We start from the raw sequence: 15,629 nt of genomic DNA, 5'->3' as shown, positions 1-15,629 counted from the left end.
CATGCATCAAGTCCTGCTCAATCGGACTTTGGTCCTACAATCGCCGCGCGCAACTGGTGTAGGGTTGTGATGCGCACCCGACAGGAGAGCAATCATGTGCCGCTGGCTCGCATATACCGGCAATCCGCTTCAGCTCGAAACCGTGCTGTTCAACGCCCGGCATTCGCTGATCGACCAGAGCATGCATTCGCGGCTCGGTGCCACCACCACCAATGGCGACGGTTTCGGCATCGGCTGGTATGGACATCCCACCGACATTCCGTTTCGCTACCGCTGCATCCAGCCGGCCTGGAGCGATCGCAATCTACGCGAGGCCGCGCGGGCGATCCACTCTCCGCTGTTCGTCGCGCACGTACGCGCGGCGACCGACACGCCGTCGCAGGAAACCAACTGTCATCCGTTCCGCTATGGCCGCTGGCTGTTCGCGCACAACGGGCTGGTGCGCGACTTCCCGAAGGTGCGCCGCGATCTGATGGTGAAGATCGACCCCGACCTGTTCCCGTCCATCGAAGGCTCGACCGATTCCGAAGTGATGTTTTTTCTCGCGCTGACCTTCGGGCTGGAGCTTGCGCCCGTCACTGCGCTCGAACGGATGGTCGGCTTCGTCGAAGCCACCGGACGCCAACATGGCGTGGCTGAACCGCTGAACATGACCGTGTGCGCGACCGACGGCGAGCAGATCGTCGCGGTCCGCTATTCGAGCGAAGGACAGTCGCGCTCGCTGTTTCACAGCACGTCGTTCCGTCATCTGCACCAGCTGTATCCCGACGACGAGCGCATCATGAGGGCCGGCGAGAATGCGTTCCTCGTGCTGTCCGAGCCGCTCGCGGACTTGCCGGGGTGGTGGCAGGAAATTCCGGAGAGTACCGCGGTGGTCGCGCGCGGCGGCGAGATTGGCCAGTATGAGTTCAAGCCGAAACTTAACTGAACCGCGCGCGTTCATCGCGACAGACAAGCGGTCGCATCGCAAACTCAATTTCCATTCACGCTGAATGGGAACCCGTCGGATCGTCCTCTTCTGCCGAACACAGAGGCAGCCGGCGTGTGATCTTCGACACTGACGCACACGCCCGGGCCCGCAATTTGCTAAATGTTGCCGCGAGGTGACATTTATGAGCGACGAAGAATTAGTCGAGCCGGAATCCGCGGTTTGCGACCCCGTCGAGCGATCCTGGATCAAACGGCTGGGCCCTGGTCTGATCACAGGCGCCGCTGACGACGATCCATCCGGAATCGGCACCTATTCGCAGGCCGGCGCGCAGTTCGGGTTCAATCTGCTGTGGGTGATCCTGATCACCTATCCGTTGATGACCGCGATACAACTGGTGAGCGCGCAGATTGGCCGGGTGACCGGCAAGGGCCTCGCGTCCAACATGCGCGCGCATTATCCGGCATGGATGCTATACGGCGCGGTCGGCCTGCTCGTCGTGGCAAACGTGATCAACATCGCCGCCGATTTGTCGGCGATGGGCGCTGCAGCGGGATTGCTGCTGCCAGGTCCGCAGCACGTTTATGTCGTCGGCATTGGCGTGCTTTCGGTCGTTCTGCAGATTTTCGTCCCCTACGGAAGTTATGCGCGCATCCTGAAGTGGACCGCGCTATCGCTTCTGGCGTACGTGGCGGTCGCATTCATCGTTCCGATCCCTTGGGGTGAAGTCGCACGCGCCATCGTGTTGCCGCGCGTCTCGCTGACGTCGGACTATTTGACCATGGTCGTGGCGGTGCTAGGTACCACGATCAGTCCGTACCTGTTTTTCTGGCAGGCGTCGCAGGAAGTCGAAGAAATGCGCTCGGCGCCGCAACAGGCTCCGTTGCGCCGCGTCCCGCATGCGGCGCCCGCGCAGTTGCGCAGGATCCGTTTCGATACGTGGGTCGGCATGGGGGTGTCCAACTTCGTTGCATTCTTCATCATGTTGACGGCGGCCGCTACGCTTCATCTGCATCACCTCGACGTAAAAACCTCGGCCGATGCCGCGCGGGCGCTCGAGCCGTTTGCCGGACGATTTGCTTACGTCCTGTTTGCGCTCGGGATCATCGGAACCGGTCTGCTCGCGCTGCCGGTCCTCGCCGGCTCGGCCGCCTACGCCGCCGCGGGCAGCTTTCGCTGGCGCAGCAGTCTCGCGTTGCAACTGACGCTCGCGCGCGAATTCTATGCGGTGATCGCGCTGGCGATCCTGGGCGGCGTGGCCATCACCTTCATGCATTTCGACCCGATCCGCGCGCTGTACTGGAGTGCGGTGATCAATGGCGTTACCGCGGTGCCGATCATGGTCGTCATGATGCTGATGGCCCGCAGCCGGCGGATCATGGGACAGTTCGCCGTTACGGGCGTGCTGGCCTGGGGAGGCTGGCTCGCCACGCTTGCGATGGCGGTAGCGGCAGTAGGTGTATTCGTGCCGTCGTAACCAATCCGTGCCACCGCGAACCATGCTTTCGCATGGCACAGCGGTGCTCCGCATTTCGCTGCGATCGCGTTGCGCAACGACCACCGGATCTGAACTTCCTCCTCGCACGTTCGTCTGAACGGTGCACCCGGCCAGCAACAGCACCGTCACATGCTGACGGTTTGCCGACAACCGCGTGGCCGCCCCCGTTCGACGATCAAGGAGAATTGCACATGCCGAAGAAGCGTTCAGACGAATCGTCAGCCGCACGCGGCAATCGCAACGGCAGGATTCTCGCCGCGCCCGTTTTCTCGCAACCGCAACCCACGCCGGACCCGCAAACTTTCGTGGTCAGGCACGCATCCGATACCGCCGCCTACAAGGTCATCGACGAACTGAACCGCGAGCACAAGCTCAAGGCGCTGCCGTTTCCCGCGCCACGCGGCGGCACCGAGCCCCGGCTGACATTCGCGGAGGTGGTGGACAACAACCAGACGCTCCTCGATACGATCAGCGCGAGCGGACAGATCGTCTTTCACGCCACCGGCGATTGTGGCAGTACCAAAGGTCCGGCTACCCAGAATCAGGTCTCGGACAAGATGGTCAGCGACTTCGACGAAGCCGATCCCGCCGAGGTGCCGCAATTCAACTTTCTGCTGGGTGACATCGTCTACAGCTTTGGCGAAGCGCAGTACTACTACGATCAGTTCTACGAGCCGTACCGCAACTATCACGCGCCGATTCTCGCCGCTGCCGGCAACCACGACGGAATGGTTTCGCCGCTGGAACATGAGAAGAGCCTGCAGGCGTTTCTGAGGAACTTCTGCTCCGACTGCTTCCAGGTCTCCGCCGATGCAGGCCACCTTTCACGCACGGCACAAATTCAGCCGGGCGTTTTCTTCACGTTCGAGGCACCGTTCGTGCGCATCATTGCGCTGTACAGCAATACGCTGGAGGACCCCGGTGTCATTGCCGACCGTCACGTCGGCAACAGCCAGCTGAAATTCCTGAAAGCGGCGTTATTGCGAGTCAAGAAAGAGAACTACCGAGGCGCCTTGCTGTTCGCGCATCACCATCCGCCCTATGTGGCGCGCGGCCGTCACGGCTGGAGCGTCGAAATGCAACAGCAGATCGATGCCATTTGCCACGAGGTCGGTATCTGGCCGCATGCCGACCTCGCGGGACACGCGCACAACTATCAGCGTTTTACGCGAACCCGTTCGGACGGCACACATATCCCTTACATCGTTTGCGGGAACGGCGGTCACGAGGTGCAGCCGCTCACCACCAACGGACAGCCGCCCCTTCGGGCGCCGCAACTGATCCAGGCCGCATCGAAAGACACGGATGCCGTTGTCCTTGAAAGCTACGACGACCGTAACTACGGGTATTTACGGCTTGTCGCCAACGCAAAGCAACTGCGTATCGAATACCATCCCGCCATCGACGGACCCAACACGAAAACCCCCGACGATCAGGTGACCATCGATCTGGCCACCCGGCAGGTCGCGCACTACGTCGCACGCGACTCGGGAATACCCGCACTTGCCGAGCGCATCCGGCAGTTCACGCAGATCAAGCCCCGCAAAGGCTGATGGCCACCCAATCCGCGCTGAACTCATGTGCTCCTCGGTACCCGCTCGGCGCGGACTAAAGATCTCCGAATTCCTACCGTAATAGTAAAAGTGAGGCGGCTCGCAGCGTTCGAGCCGTTGCTCAACCAGGTAGTCGGAGAACAGCGTGAGATTCAAAGCGGCCTCGTGCCCTAAAAAAACCAGCCCGACTGAGTCCCGGGTCGATCGAGACGCCCACGCCAATGGTTGGTCAGCCCGGAACCAGCAGTTTCTTTCCTATTTCCTATCGCGCTATGGTCAACGCAAGACCATCCCGCTGACGAGTCTCTGCATTGCCGTCGTTGCCGGCGTGGGCGTCGGTGCGCTGGTGCATCAAGCGGCCAGTGAAGCGGCGACTACCGTGCGTATTGCATTGTCGATCGTGTCGGGCATCGCCGGCCTCGCGATAGTCCGTCGAAAACTGGGCGTTGATCACGCCCGGCAAACTGCCGCCACCGCACTGGCGAGTGGGCTTCTGCACGCGAATCGCGACTGCCTGAAGGTGCTCGCTACAGACGGAAAAATGCTGCGGGTGTCGGAGCACGGCGCCGTGTTGATGGACGCGGAGTCACCGGAGCAACTCTACGGCGCGGACTGGCTCGCTTTCTGGACCGGCGAGGACCGCACGGCGGCCGAGAATGCATTGGCGGGCGCCGCGTCGGGCAAGAGCACATCGTTCACCGGAAGCTGCGCGACGACGAGGGGACGTACCAAATGGTGGAACTCCACCCTCACGCCACTGCCTGGCGACGACGGTATGGTCACCGCGCTGCTTTGTGCTTCAGAGGACGTCACCCAGCAATCCGAGCTGTTGAAGAGACTGCGCGAACGCGATGAGCTGATGCACGAGATGGAATTGCATGTCCGGCTCGTGTTCTATTCGTATAGCTCGCATTTTGAACACTGTCATCATGTCAGCGCAGGTGTCGCAAGCGTGTTCGGCATTACGCCTGAAGAGCTCCGCAACAGGCCGTCCGCGTGGCTCGATCTCGTGGTGTCAGAGGATCTGGAGCCTTTGCTCGCCGAGATGAACCGTATCTCATCCGAAGTGGCGGAAGGTCGCTTCGAATACCGAATCCGCCGCCCGGATGGCTGCCTGCGCTGGATCAGAAGCACGGCCTATCCCGTGTGCGATGGCTTCGCGAACGTGGTGCGCATCGTCGGTGTCAGCGAGGACATCACGCTGGAACAGGAACGCCTCGCGGCGCTCGATCATCTGGCCTACACCGATGGGCTGACGGGTTTAGCCAACCGCGGTGCGCTGATCCGCCAGATGAAGACGCTTTGCCGGCAGAACCTCGCCTTCGGTTTGATGTTCGTCGACCTCGACCGCTTCAAGGTCCTCAACGATACGCTCGGCCATACGGCCGCCGACCGTCTGTTGCAGGACATCGCCAAGGTCATTCAGGGCGCGCTTCCGCCGGATGCCTGCGTAGCGCGCCTCGGCGGGGACGAGTTCGCGGTCATCGTCAGGGGTCAGAGCGACAAGGCCACGTTAGCGGCGTTGGCGCAGACTCTTCTGAACCTTTTCTCGAGCGACGTTCGCAAAGATCACGCCGCGCCGTTCGTGACGGCGTCGATCGGCATCTCGATCTTTCCCGAACACGGCCGCGATCACGAGGCGCTGCTGACGAGCGCGGATGTCGCGATGTATGCGGCGAAAAAAGGCGGTCGCAACGGCTTTCGCTTCGCCGATGAAGCATCCAGCGATGTGCTCGGAGATTTCGAACTGGAGTGCAGTCTGCCCACGGCGCTGGCGTCGAACCAGTTCGTCCTCCATTTCCAGGGTATTCATGAGCCAGCCTCTCTGGCGGTGAAAGGCGTCGAAGCACTCGTCCGATGGAATCATCCGGCGCGAGGCATAGTCCCTCCTGGCAGCTTCATCCCGATCCTGGAAGAGAGCGGGTTCATCGTCGAAGTCGGCGCGTGGGTCGTGGACGCGGCCCTCGCTCAACTGGCCGTCTGGCAGTCCGCTGGAAGAAAAGATCTGTCCATGTCGGTGAACGTGTCCGCGCGTCAGTTGAGGGATGACTCGCTGGTCGCGATAGTCGATGAGGCGCTGCGAAAACATCGGGTGCTCCCGAGCTGCCTTCAGATCGAACTGACAGAAAGCGCACTGATGGAAGACCCCTCTCTCGCGCAAGACACGCTGATGGCGCTCAAGCGCCTCGGCGTGCGCATCGCCATCGACGACTTTGGAACGGGGTACTCCAGCCTGCGTTATCTGGCCGATTTTTCGCCGGACATCGTCAAGATCGACCGGTCGTTTACGGCCAGGCTGAGCCGCGACTCGGCGGCCGCGTCGATCGTCCGGGGCATCATTCAGATGTCGCACGAACTCGGCATCAAGGTGACGGCCGAAGGTGTCGAAACGCATCAACAACTGCACGCGCTGCGCGACTCGGGCTGCGACTACGTGCAAGGGTTCTTTTTGACGAAGCCGATGATGGCGGAGAATCTCGCGCTCTGCGAAAGCGCCGTGCCCTTGTCCGCGGTAGGAGCAACTAGCTGCTGCCCCTACTGAGAAACAGATCCGCGACGACCGAGCGCAGCCAGCGATTGCCGGCTTCGTGATGGTACTTCGCGTGCCAGTGTTGGCGCACCGCGAACTTGTCCACCGGAAAAGGACACGAATGGACCGCGACGCCATTCGTCCGCGCCAGCGTTTCGCCGATGTGTCGCGGCAACGTGGCGATCAGATCGGTCGACTTGATGATTGATCCGAGTCCGAGGAATCCGGGCAATTCGAGTACGACGTCGCGTTCGATGTGCTCGCGCAACAACGCCTGTTCAAGCAATTGGCCGCCCGTGCCAGCCGCAATGACGACGTGCCCCTCGGTACCGTATTGCTTCAAACTCAGCCGCGCACGCACGCGGGGATGATTCCGGTTGGCAAGGCACACCCAGTCCTGCAGATACAGCTGTTGCTGGTACATACCGCCCCCGAGCCATGGGACGTGCCCGATCGCAAGATCCGCCTCGCCGGATTCGAGCGCCCGCTCCGTATTGCCGTCGATCCTCGCCGCTTCCAGCCGAACGCCTGGCGCCTGCGCCCGCAAATGCGCCAACATTCGCGGCAGCAGCGTAATGTGGCTCGCGTCCGTCATGCAAATACGGAACCGTCGTTTGGCGGTGGCGGGATCGAAAGAGATCTCCCACGCAGCGAACCGACGCAGCGATTCCAGAATTTCCCTGCACGGTCCGATCAGCGCGTCCGCCTGCGGCGTGGGCGTCATGCCGCCCGGCGTGCGAACGAACAGCGGGTCCTGCAAATGCTCGCGCAAGCGACCCAACCATATGCTGACCGTCGGCTGACTTTGCCCGAGTTGCTCAGCGGCGCGCGTGACACTTCGCACGTCGTAAAGCAGGTCGAAAAGCTGAAGCAGCTTGAGGTCCGGGAGGTCGGTGGTACTCATGGCTGTATTGTCGGATGCAATATCGCCATTGTAGCCATTGCATTCCGTCTATGGACGGACATCCAGCACGGTGCGCGTCACTGCTCGTCGGCGATTCTCAGGCAGCGGCAGATACGGCCGCCCGCAGTCCGAGCAGATAGCTTTCGATACCGAAACCGCAAATCTGCCCCTTCACGATCTCCGCAAAAACCGACTTGTGGCGGAACGCTTCGCGAGCATGGATGTTGGACATGTGAATCTCGATCACGGGTACGGTCAATATCGCCAGCGCATCGCGAATGCCGTAACTGTAGTGCGTCCACGCGCCCGCGTTGATCAGCACACCGTCGACGTTGTCCGTGAAAGCCTGGTGAATCCGTAGACACATGTCGGCTTCGCTGTTCGTCTGGTAGCTCTGCACCGCAACGCCCAGCTCGTCGGCTAGAACCCGCAGTCGAGCGTCGATGTCTTCGAGAGTGACCGTCCCGTACTGAATGGGATCGCGTTTGCCGAACATGTTGTGGTTGATGCCGTGCAGCATCAGAAACTGTTTCATCATGTTGATCCAGACTGGTTGGAAACAGGCGGGCGTCCGCCCGCGTGCGTCAGTTGAGCGGAACGGTCAGCCGGTCGATGATCGCGTGCGTCTGCGGACGAACGCCGCGCCACCACTCGAACGCCTCGGCGGCCTGCTCGACGAGCATGCCGACGCCGTCGGCGATGCCCTGCACCCCCGCATTTCGCGCGAGCCGCAAAAACGGCGTGAGCCCCTTTCCATACGCGAGTTCGTATGCGGTTCCGGCTGGACTGAACACGCCCGGCGCAACCGCAGGCAACTGACCGGTGAGGCTCGCCGAAGTCGCGTTCACGACGAGATCGAACTCCCCCATCTCGTCGAGTTCCCGGTAGCCGCAGGCGATCAATGGGCTCTTGCTTGCCACTTGCGCGACCAGCGCCTCGGCCTTGCGCACATTCCGATTCACGACCACCAGTTGCGCCGGCCGCGCCGCGATGAACGGCAGCAACGCGCCCCGCACCGCTCCGCCCGCGCCCAGCACGAGCACGCGCTTGCCCGCCATCGGCTGACCGAGGTTCACTTCGATGTCCCGCACGAGGCCGACGCCGTCGAAGTTCTCGGCAATGATCCGGCCGTTTTCGAACTTCATCGCGTTGACGGCACCGGCGAGCGCGGCCCGTTCGCTGCGCTCGTCGGCAAGCGCGAACGCTTGCAGCTTGAACGGCGCGGTGACGTTCATGCCTCTGCCGCCCCCTGCGATAAAAGCCTTCACCGTATCTGCGAAGGCTTCCGGCGGCTCGATTGGGCCCTCGATGGCCCGGTAATTGATGTCCTGCCCCGTTGCCTCCGCAAACAGCCCGTGAATCAGCGGGGATTTCGTGTGCCCGATCGGATTGCCGATCACCGCGTATTGGTCGCTCATCACGCACTCCTCTTCGAAAACAGCACGCCCTGGGTCTGCATCGCGTCGATCTGCGCGGCGTCGAAGCCCAGCGACTGTGCGACTTCCACGTTGTGCTGACCGAGGTCCGGTCCGACTTCGCGAATCGACGTGTCGCAGTCGGAGAAGCGGAACGGCAGGTTCGGCAGACGCAGTTTCCCGAAGCGCGGATGGTCATGCTCGATCACCATGCCACGCGCGACGATCTGCGGATCGGCAACCACTTCGTCGATGCGCTGCACTTTTGCGCAAGGCACATCGACACCGTCGAGCAGCGCCAGCACTTCAGCGACCGGCCTGGCGGCAACCCACGGCTTCACGACGGCAAGGATTTCGTCGCGGTGGGCGTTGCGTCCGTTCAGCGAGTGGAACCTCGCGTCGGCGCCGAAACCGGCCGGACCGCCGTGCTGTTCGACCAGCGACGCGAACCGCTTCCACGAGTCATCGACCTGCGCGGCGATCACGAGATCGCCGTCGGCCGCGCGAAACACGCCATACAGCGTCGACGTCGGCATGTCGTGGCCGGTCTGCTCGGGAACGACGCCCTGCATCGTGTAGCACTGCACCGCGTATTCGTGCATCGATACCAGCGTGTCGTACAACGCCATGTCGATGTGCTGGCCGCGACCGCTCTTCACGCGGCCGAGCAGCGCGGCGTTGATCGCGGCCACCGCGTGGATGCCGGTGTACATATCGCCGAGTGAAATACGCATGAGAGGCGGCGGCTCGCCGGGATTGCCGATCATCTGCATGATGCCGCTCTTCGCCTCGGCGATGAGGCCGAAGCCGGCGCGATGCGCGTCGGGTCCGGTATGGCCGTATGCAGAGATAGAGCAGTACACGAGGCCCGGATTGCGCCCGGACAGCGCGGCGTAGCCAAGACCGAGCTTGTCCAGCGCACCCGGTCGATAGTTCTCGATGAACACATCGGCGGAATCGCAAAGACGCTGCATGAACTCCTTGCCGCGCGGATCTTTCATGTCGACGCTCACACCGCGCTTGCCCATATTTAGCTGCAGGAAGTAGGCGCTTTGCTGGTCGTCGAGAATCGTGGCGTGCTGGCGTCCCGCGTCGCCGCTTCCCGGACGCTCCACCTTGATGACTTCGGCGCCGAGCGCCGCGAGGCAGCGGCCCACATAAGGACCGGCGAGAAAGTGGCTGTAGTCGACGACGCGAATACCTTCGAGGGGACGGGCTTGCATCAGTTCGCTCCCGGACGGCGCGGGATCATCAACCGATGTTCGCCACGCTGGACGACCTGGCCGTCCTGATTGATCAACTCCGACGGCAGCACGACGATGCCCCAGCCCGGACGACTCCTGCTCGCGCGCATGTTGCCCACGTGGAACTTGACGTGAAGCACATCGTTGACCTTGATCGGCAGCAGGAAGTCCCACGTCCAGCCGAGCGACATGCCGGGCAGGAAGCGATAGTCGCTCCGCGTCTTCAGCCCGTCGGCGATCGACAATCCGAACAGGCCGTGCGCCACGATCGAGCCGAAATGGCTCGCGTTGGCATATTCCTCGTCGACATGCACCGGCGTGTGATCTCCCGTGAGGTCGGCGTAGGCCAGGATGCGTTCTTTCGTGACGGTGTAGGTCGGGCTCACGCACTCGTCGCCTTCCTGCGCATCGTCCCAATACTTTTCGATGATGGTGCTCATGCTTACGCCTCCGCGCGTGGGTTGATTGCCAGCGCTTGTGCGACGCACGTGGCCGGCTTGGCCTGAATGAGTTCGACGGCAAGCCCGTCGGGCAGACGCAGCCAGTTGCGCCCTTGCGGCATCTCGGTAACGCCGAACGCCTGAGCGGCGGCAATTGCGGCTTCGAGGTCCTCGCACATCACCCCTAGATGGGCGAGCCGGCCCTCAGGTCCCTCATGGCGCGGCTCATTGATGAACTGCAGACCGCCCAACGTCCAGTACTGACGCGGCTCCTCGCGCGTGCCGTCGACTTCGCGCATCGTCATGCCGAGCACCTGCTCGAAGAAGCGGATATGCCAGTGGATGTCCTTCACCCAGATGGCGACGTGCTCCAGATAGGCTTTCGGCGCGCTCATGTTGCGGCTCCTTCTTTCTGCCGGTCCAGCAGCGCGCGTTCGATGCCCTTGATGCAGGCCACGAGCGTCGAGTTCACCGGCGTCGGCACACCGAGGCGTTCGCCCCAACGCACGACCGCGCCGTTGATGAAGTCGATTTCGGTGACGGAGGACTTTTCGAGGCTCTGCAGCATCGAGGTCTTGAATGCGGGCGAGAGTCCTTCGGCGGCCAGCGTCCAGGCTTCTTCCGCTTTCGTCATTGATAGCTGGATGCCGGCGGCCTTCGCGGCTGCCATCGCTTCTTCGATCGCCGCCAGTGCGGCGGCCTTCAGAACGGGCTCTTCGTACAGTTGCCCATATGTCAGACCGGTGATGCCGGTGATCGCGCCCGTCGCAACGTTGATCAGCAACTTGTCCCACATGGTGCCCAGGATGTTGTCGCTGACCGTGGTCATCAGACCGGAGCCGTTGAACGCGTCGGAGATGGCGCGGGCGCGGTCGGTCACCTGACCGTCGAGCTCGCCGATGATCGTCAACTTTCCATTCACGCCCGACTGGATGTGTCCGGGCGCCTTCAGCACGCCTCCGACATAGGTCTTGCCCGCCAGCACGCGCTCCCGACCGACGATTTCGCTGAGCACGTCTTCGTGGCCGAGACCGTTTTGCAGTGACAACACGAGCGTGTCGGGTCCGACGAGCTCGAGCGCGCCGCGCATCGCCGAATCGGTGTGAAAGGACTTGACCAGCACGATGACGAGGTCCACCGGTCCGACTTCGGCGGGGGTCATCGTCGCACGGACTTTCACGCGACGTGAGCCGTTGGCATCGTCGACTTGCAGGCCGTCGCGACGCATGGCCTCGACGTGTGCCGCAAAGCGGTCGACCAGCCACGTCTCGTGGCCACCCTCAGTCAGGGCGGAGCCGATCGCGCAACCCAACGCGCCGGCTCCCAGGAATGCGATCTTCATAGGTGTCTCCGTGATATGGAGACCAAGATACGATTCCGACCTCATGCTGGCAATGCAATGAACGCAATATGATCATTGCGTATCGCAATGTCGCAGTGAGCCACCGCCGGTGAATCCGTGTTTTTGTCTCAGCGGTCAACACCATGGACATCAGTGCGCGCAGCAGCGGGATACCGTTGCGGCTCCCGCTTTGCGCGTCAATGCGTGCGCACCGTCTCCCCGCTCTGTCCCGCGCTCGTCGCCGCCGCTCTTTCCGCTCGATGCATGGCGGCCACCTTCGCTTCCGCGGCCTGAATATCGGCGGGATACGAACCATCATCGCCCAACGACGGGTTGTAGCCGGCCGCCTCCAGCTCTTCGAGTTCGTGCATGACCTCCGCACGCGTGACTTGATGAGGCGCGGGCTCCGACATGGTTTGCGCATTCACGTTTGCCGAACCCGCGATCGACATCACAGCAACGATCACGAGGCTCAGCAGCGGGGTAACCGCGTATTGATTCAACGATTCCGATTTCATGATGTACTCCTTTTGACCTGAAGATGTATTCGCGCATCTGCAATCACCGCGGACCGTCATGTCAGAGCGTGAGTGTTACGCGATGCACATCCGGTAGACGGAGATTGGTCGTTGGATATTCCCGATCTTCAGGTCAAAGAGCACTGTGACGAGAAAAATACTTCCGGATGCCTAAATAGAACTCTCACGCAATTTCCGGCGTTCGATGCCGTTGCGCAATTGACCCGCGACGAACGCGCCGACGATCAGCGCCAGATATAAGGCCACGAGATCGTGACGCCAGGCATTCAGCGCGAGCTGATGCGCAATCAGTTTGGGATCGGGACTCCCGAGGATCGCCCGCTTCGCTTCGACGGTCCGCATCATCCGGACAAAGCCTGCCGCCGACAGCAAAGGAAGCACGATCACCCATGTCAACAGCACGGGCTTCATGCGAAGCGCCAATGGGAAGTGACGCAAACGAAACCAGAGCCCGAGGCATCCGTGTATCCATCCGGGTGCGAGCAGCGCAAGCTGCAAGCCTTGCGTACCCGTCGTCAGCAACTGGATAACGACGCGCTCGTAGTCCGGTTCGAAGCCATAGAGCGACGACGCGAGCCGCGTCGTCACTGCATGACGGATCAACAGCAGCGGCAGGCTCAGTCCTGCCCACAGACGCACCCATTCAGCCGGAGGCAACGCCCAGTGACGGCGCGCGTAGATCGTGCGCAGCGCGAGCGCAAAATGCAGCGCGGCCGCCCCGTACAACGCGATCGTTCCAGGCGCGCTGCGCCAGAGCCGCAGCGCCAGGACCAGACCACGTCCGGCGAGTTCGAGCGACCAGATTCCGAGCGCGTGGTTGAGTAGATGGAGAAAGAGGTAGACCAGCAACACCACGCCGGAGCCGAGTTGCAACCGACGCAGCGCGGCTTGCATCCGCACCGTCATGAGAACGACCCGCTGGTGTCGCGCGCCGTGTGTGTGGCAAACGCAGCCTCGCTGACGACCGCTCCCGATGCGCGGGCCATATCGACGATGTTCATTTGATCACCTATCCACTGTCAGTCTTACCTGCAAGACCGCGGGGATGCGGTGGTTATTCCCGATCCGACTCACGCGCCCTGATAGTTTCGAGCGCGCACGACACTCTGGCGTGCCCGCGATGACGATTCGGCGTGTGTTGCGCGAGTTAGCGACTATGATTGATTGGTTGATTCTGGCCGACCGGAACCACATCGACAGGCCGATGAAAGACTTCTACCAAATCGAAAGCAGGTTCGGATATGCGGTGTCGGGCGGTATTGCGCGCAACGCGCCAGGTAACGTTGCGCAAGCGGTGACCGCGCTGTTGACAAGAACAATAAAGGTCAAAGGTCATGGGTACGCCGCGGCATAGGAGGCTGATGCCGCGACGTCCGGTGCCGTCTCCAGGCCTCATCGGAAGGAGACACGGCGATGAACTTGAGCAGAGAGTTGGGGCGCGTGCATGGGCGCGTGCCGTCGTGGGTGGGGGCGTGCTGCGTGCTGGCGCTGTGCGCGATGTGGGGCCACGGCGCGAACGCGGATTCTCCAGCAGACCGATGCCATGGCGAGGCATGCAAAAAGCACGAGCCACCGCCTCGATCGAAACTCAGCTGTCCGAATCTGAATGGAATGACCATCCGCGCCCACGAGATCGGTCTGCCGACGACTGGCGCGCTCGTCACCTCGACCACACAGGTAGCGGCGAGCGGCAGCGGCGCGACGGCTACCGGGTCGTACTGCCTCGTAGCCGGCGCGATTCATCCTGTCGATCCGTCCGCACCGGACATCCTGTTCAACGTCGCGTTGCCGGACCAGTGGAACGGCAAGATTCTGATGCTCGGCGGCGGCGGCTTCGACGGCTCGATTCCCGCCATCACGGGTAACGTGCCGAGCGCGCCGGCCGATCTGCCGGGACCGCTGTCGCGCGGCTACGCGGTGTTCGCGAGCGATTCCGGGCACGAGGCGACCAACGGTGGGGTGAACGGCGCGTTCTCGGTCAACGCCGAGGCCTACGACAACTTCATGGGCGAAGCGCTGAAGAAGACGCGCGATGCCGCGCTCGAGATCATCGACGCGCACTACGGCACGCATCCGTCCAGGGCGTATTTCGCGGGCGGCTCGACAGGCGGGCGCGAGGCGCTGACCGTCGCGCAGCGCTGGCCGCAGGACTGGGACGGCATCATCGCGTTCTATCCCGCGTATGACTTTACGACGCTGAGCCTGCAGCAATTGCGCGTGACCGAAGGCTTCGCGGCGCCGGGCGCTTATGTCGACACCGCGCAGCGCGCGCTGCTGCTCAACGCGGTGATGCAGGCTTGCGACGGGCTCGACGGCGTCGTCGACGGACTCATCAGCAACGTGCAGGCGTGCAATGCGACGTTCAATCCGGCGACGGCCCGCGTCGACGGCAAGCCTTTGCGTTGCGCCGGCGGTATCGCGCGCGGCGACACCTGCCTGTCGGACCGGCAGATCGACGCGCTGAACACGATGAACACGCCGCTCGTGTTTGCGTACCCGCTCGAAAGCGGCGAAACGCAGTATCCGGGCTATAACGTGTATGGCGCCGATCTCGGGGTGGGCAGCAGTTCACCGCTCGAAGCAACGGTCACGACGCTCGCGCTCGGCACGACGCAGCCGTCGTATCCGCTGCAGAGCACCGCGATGTTCGACGGCCAGATCGCCGACGACTTCGTTCGCTACACGGTGATGGACAACCCGAACGCCGACTCGCTGACGTACAACCCCGCAGTGTCCGGTCGGTGGTCGGGGCGGGTCAGCATGCTGTCGGGGCTCGACGCAACCGACGCGAACCTGACGCCGTTCATGCGGCACGGCGGCAAGTTGCTGATGGCGCACGGCACCGTCGATCAGACCGTCAGCACGCGGGCAACCGAGATCTACTGGCAGCGCATGCTGGTGACGATGGGCTTCGGCGCGGTCGGGTCGTTCGCGCGCTTCTATGAGATCCCGGGGTTGCAGCACGCGGTCGGCACCGAGTTCAATGCGTCGTGGGACTCGCTGACGACGCTGGAGAACTGGGTCGAGCACGGCACGCCGCCGGTGCATCAGGTGGTCACCGACACCGCGGGTGTACCGGGACGCACGCGGCCGCTGTGTCAGTATCCGGCGTGGCCCAGCTATAACGGCGCGGGCGACGTGAACAGCGCGACGTCGTTTACCTGCGTGCAGTGAAGCCCACCATGGAGAGGCTTGAGGGCCTCTCCATCGGTGGTCTGAAAGACGGTCACAGCGTG

At 62.6% G+C, this 15,629-nt stretch carries 15 protein-coding genes; 6 read left to right on the top strand and 9 right to left on the bottom strand.

Features of this window, described 5'->3' with window-relative positions; translation table 11 throughout:
* The first annotated feature begins 94 nt into the window (after positions 1 to 94).
* From L0U84_RS24475 to L0U84_RS24460, 4 genes are all read left to right on the top strand, one after another.
* Entirely contained in the window at positions 95 to 928 is an 834-nt protein-coding gene (locus L0U84_RS24475; RefSeq protein WP_233853477.1) for a class II glutamine amidotransferase, read from the top strand.
* 184 nt (positions 929 to 1,112) lie between these two features.
* Positions 1,113 to 2,405 (top strand): NRAMP family divalent metal transporter, encoded by a 1,293-nt coding sequence (locus L0U84_RS24470; protein WP_233853471.1) that lies wholly within the window; start codon positions 1,113 to 1,115, stop codon positions 2,403 to 2,405.
* Positions 2,406 to 2,617: 212 nt separating this feature from the next.
* On the top strand, positions 2,618 to 3,979 hold the full coding sequence (locus L0U84_RS24465) for a metallophosphoesterase family protein (protein WP_233853470.1): 1,362 nt from the start codon (positions 2,618 to 2,620) through the stop codon (positions 3,977 to 3,979).
* Positions 3,980 to 4,124: 145 nt separating this feature from the next.
* Entirely contained in the window at positions 4,125 to 6,521 is a 2,397-nt protein-coding gene (locus L0U84_RS24460) for an EAL domain-containing protein (RefSeq protein ID WP_233853468.1), read from the top strand.
* Here L0U84_RS24460 and L0U84_RS24455 read toward each other — a convergent pair.
* From L0U84_RS24455 to L0U84_RS24415, 9 genes are all read right to left on the bottom strand, one after another.
* Complete coding sequence (locus L0U84_RS24455) at positions 6,502 to 7,413, bottom strand: LysR family transcriptional regulator (protein WP_233853464.1); 912 nt, start codon at positions 7,411 to 7,413, stop codon at positions 6,502 to 6,504. The two genes, L0U84_RS24460 and L0U84_RS24455, sit on opposite strands and share 20 nt — an antisense overlap.
* A gap of 97 nt (positions 7,414 to 7,510) precedes the next feature.
* Positions 7,511 to 7,948, bottom strand: coding sequence for a type II 3-dehydroquinate dehydratase (gene aroQ / locus L0U84_RS24450; RefSeq protein ID WP_233853459.1), 438 nt, complete (start codon positions 7,946 to 7,948; stop codon positions 7,511 to 7,513).
* 49 nt (positions 7,949 to 7,997) lie between these two features.
* Positions 7,998 to 8,831: a shikimate dehydrogenase gene (gene aroE, locus L0U84_RS24445; protein ID WP_233853456.1), complete on the bottom strand. Its 834-nt coding sequence runs from the start codon at positions 8,829 to 8,831 to the stop codon at positions 7,998 to 8,000.
* Positions 8,831 to 10,051 (bottom strand): CaiB/BaiF CoA transferase family protein, encoded by a 1,221-nt coding sequence (locus L0U84_RS24440; RefSeq protein ID WP_233853451.1) that lies wholly within the window; start codon positions 10,049 to 10,051, stop codon positions 8,831 to 8,833. The genes aroE and L0U84_RS24440 overlap by 1 nt, the downstream gene beginning before the upstream one ends.
* On the bottom strand, positions 10,051 to 10,512 hold the full coding sequence (locus L0U84_RS24435) for a MaoC family dehydratase (RefSeq protein ID WP_233853447.1): 462 nt from the start codon (positions 10,510 to 10,512) through the stop codon (positions 10,051 to 10,053). The genes L0U84_RS24440 and L0U84_RS24435 overlap by 1 nt, the downstream gene beginning before the upstream one ends.
* Before the next feature lie 2 nt (positions 10,513 to 10,514).
* Positions 10,515 to 10,907 carry a VOC family protein gene (locus L0U84_RS24430; protein WP_233853444.1) on the bottom strand — a complete coding sequence of 131 codons (393 nt, stop codon included), beginning with the start codon at positions 10,905 to 10,907 and terminating at the stop codon, positions 10,515 to 10,517.
* Positions 10,904 to 11,854 (bottom strand): ketopantoate reductase family protein, encoded by a 951-nt coding sequence (locus tag L0U84_RS24425; RefSeq protein ID WP_233853440.1) that lies wholly within the window; start codon positions 11,852 to 11,854, stop codon positions 10,904 to 10,906. The genes L0U84_RS24430 and L0U84_RS24425 overlap by 4 nt, the downstream gene beginning before the upstream one ends.
* A gap of 197 nt (positions 11,855 to 12,051) precedes the next feature.
* On the bottom strand, positions 12,052 to 12,372 hold the full coding sequence (locus L0U84_RS24420; protein WP_233853438.1) for a DUF4148 domain-containing protein: 321 nt from the start codon (positions 12,370 to 12,372) through the stop codon (positions 12,052 to 12,054).
* A gap of 171 nt (positions 12,373 to 12,543) precedes the next feature.
* Entirely contained in the window at positions 12,544 to 13,299 is a 756-nt protein-coding gene (locus L0U84_RS24415) for a hypothetical protein (RefSeq protein ID WP_233853436.1), read from the bottom strand.
* A gap of 205 nt (positions 13,300 to 13,504) precedes the next feature.
* On the opposite strand from L0U84_RS24415, the gene L0U84_RS24410 reads away from it, so the two are divergent.
* Together L0U84_RS24410 and L0U84_RS24405 are read left to right on the top strand one after the other, a co-directional pair.
* Entirely contained in the window at positions 13,505 to 13,747 is a 243-nt protein-coding gene (locus tag L0U84_RS24410) for a hypothetical protein (RefSeq protein ID WP_233853434.1), read from the top strand.
* A 59-nt stretch (positions 13,748 to 13,806) separates the two neighbouring features.
* Complete coding sequence (locus tag L0U84_RS24405) at positions 13,807 to 15,567, top strand: tannase/feruloyl esterase family alpha/beta hydrolase (RefSeq protein WP_233853432.1); 1,761 nt, start codon at positions 13,807 to 13,809, stop codon at positions 15,565 to 15,567.
* The last annotated feature ends 62 nt before the right edge of the window (positions 15,568 to 15,629 follow it).

The organism is Paraburkholderia sp. HD33-4, assembly GCF_021390635.1.
Lineage (GTDB): Bacteria > Pseudomonadota > Gammaproteobacteria > Burkholderiales > Burkholderiaceae > Paraburkholderia.
This window is presented reverse-complemented; position numbering and strand designations above follow the sequence as displayed.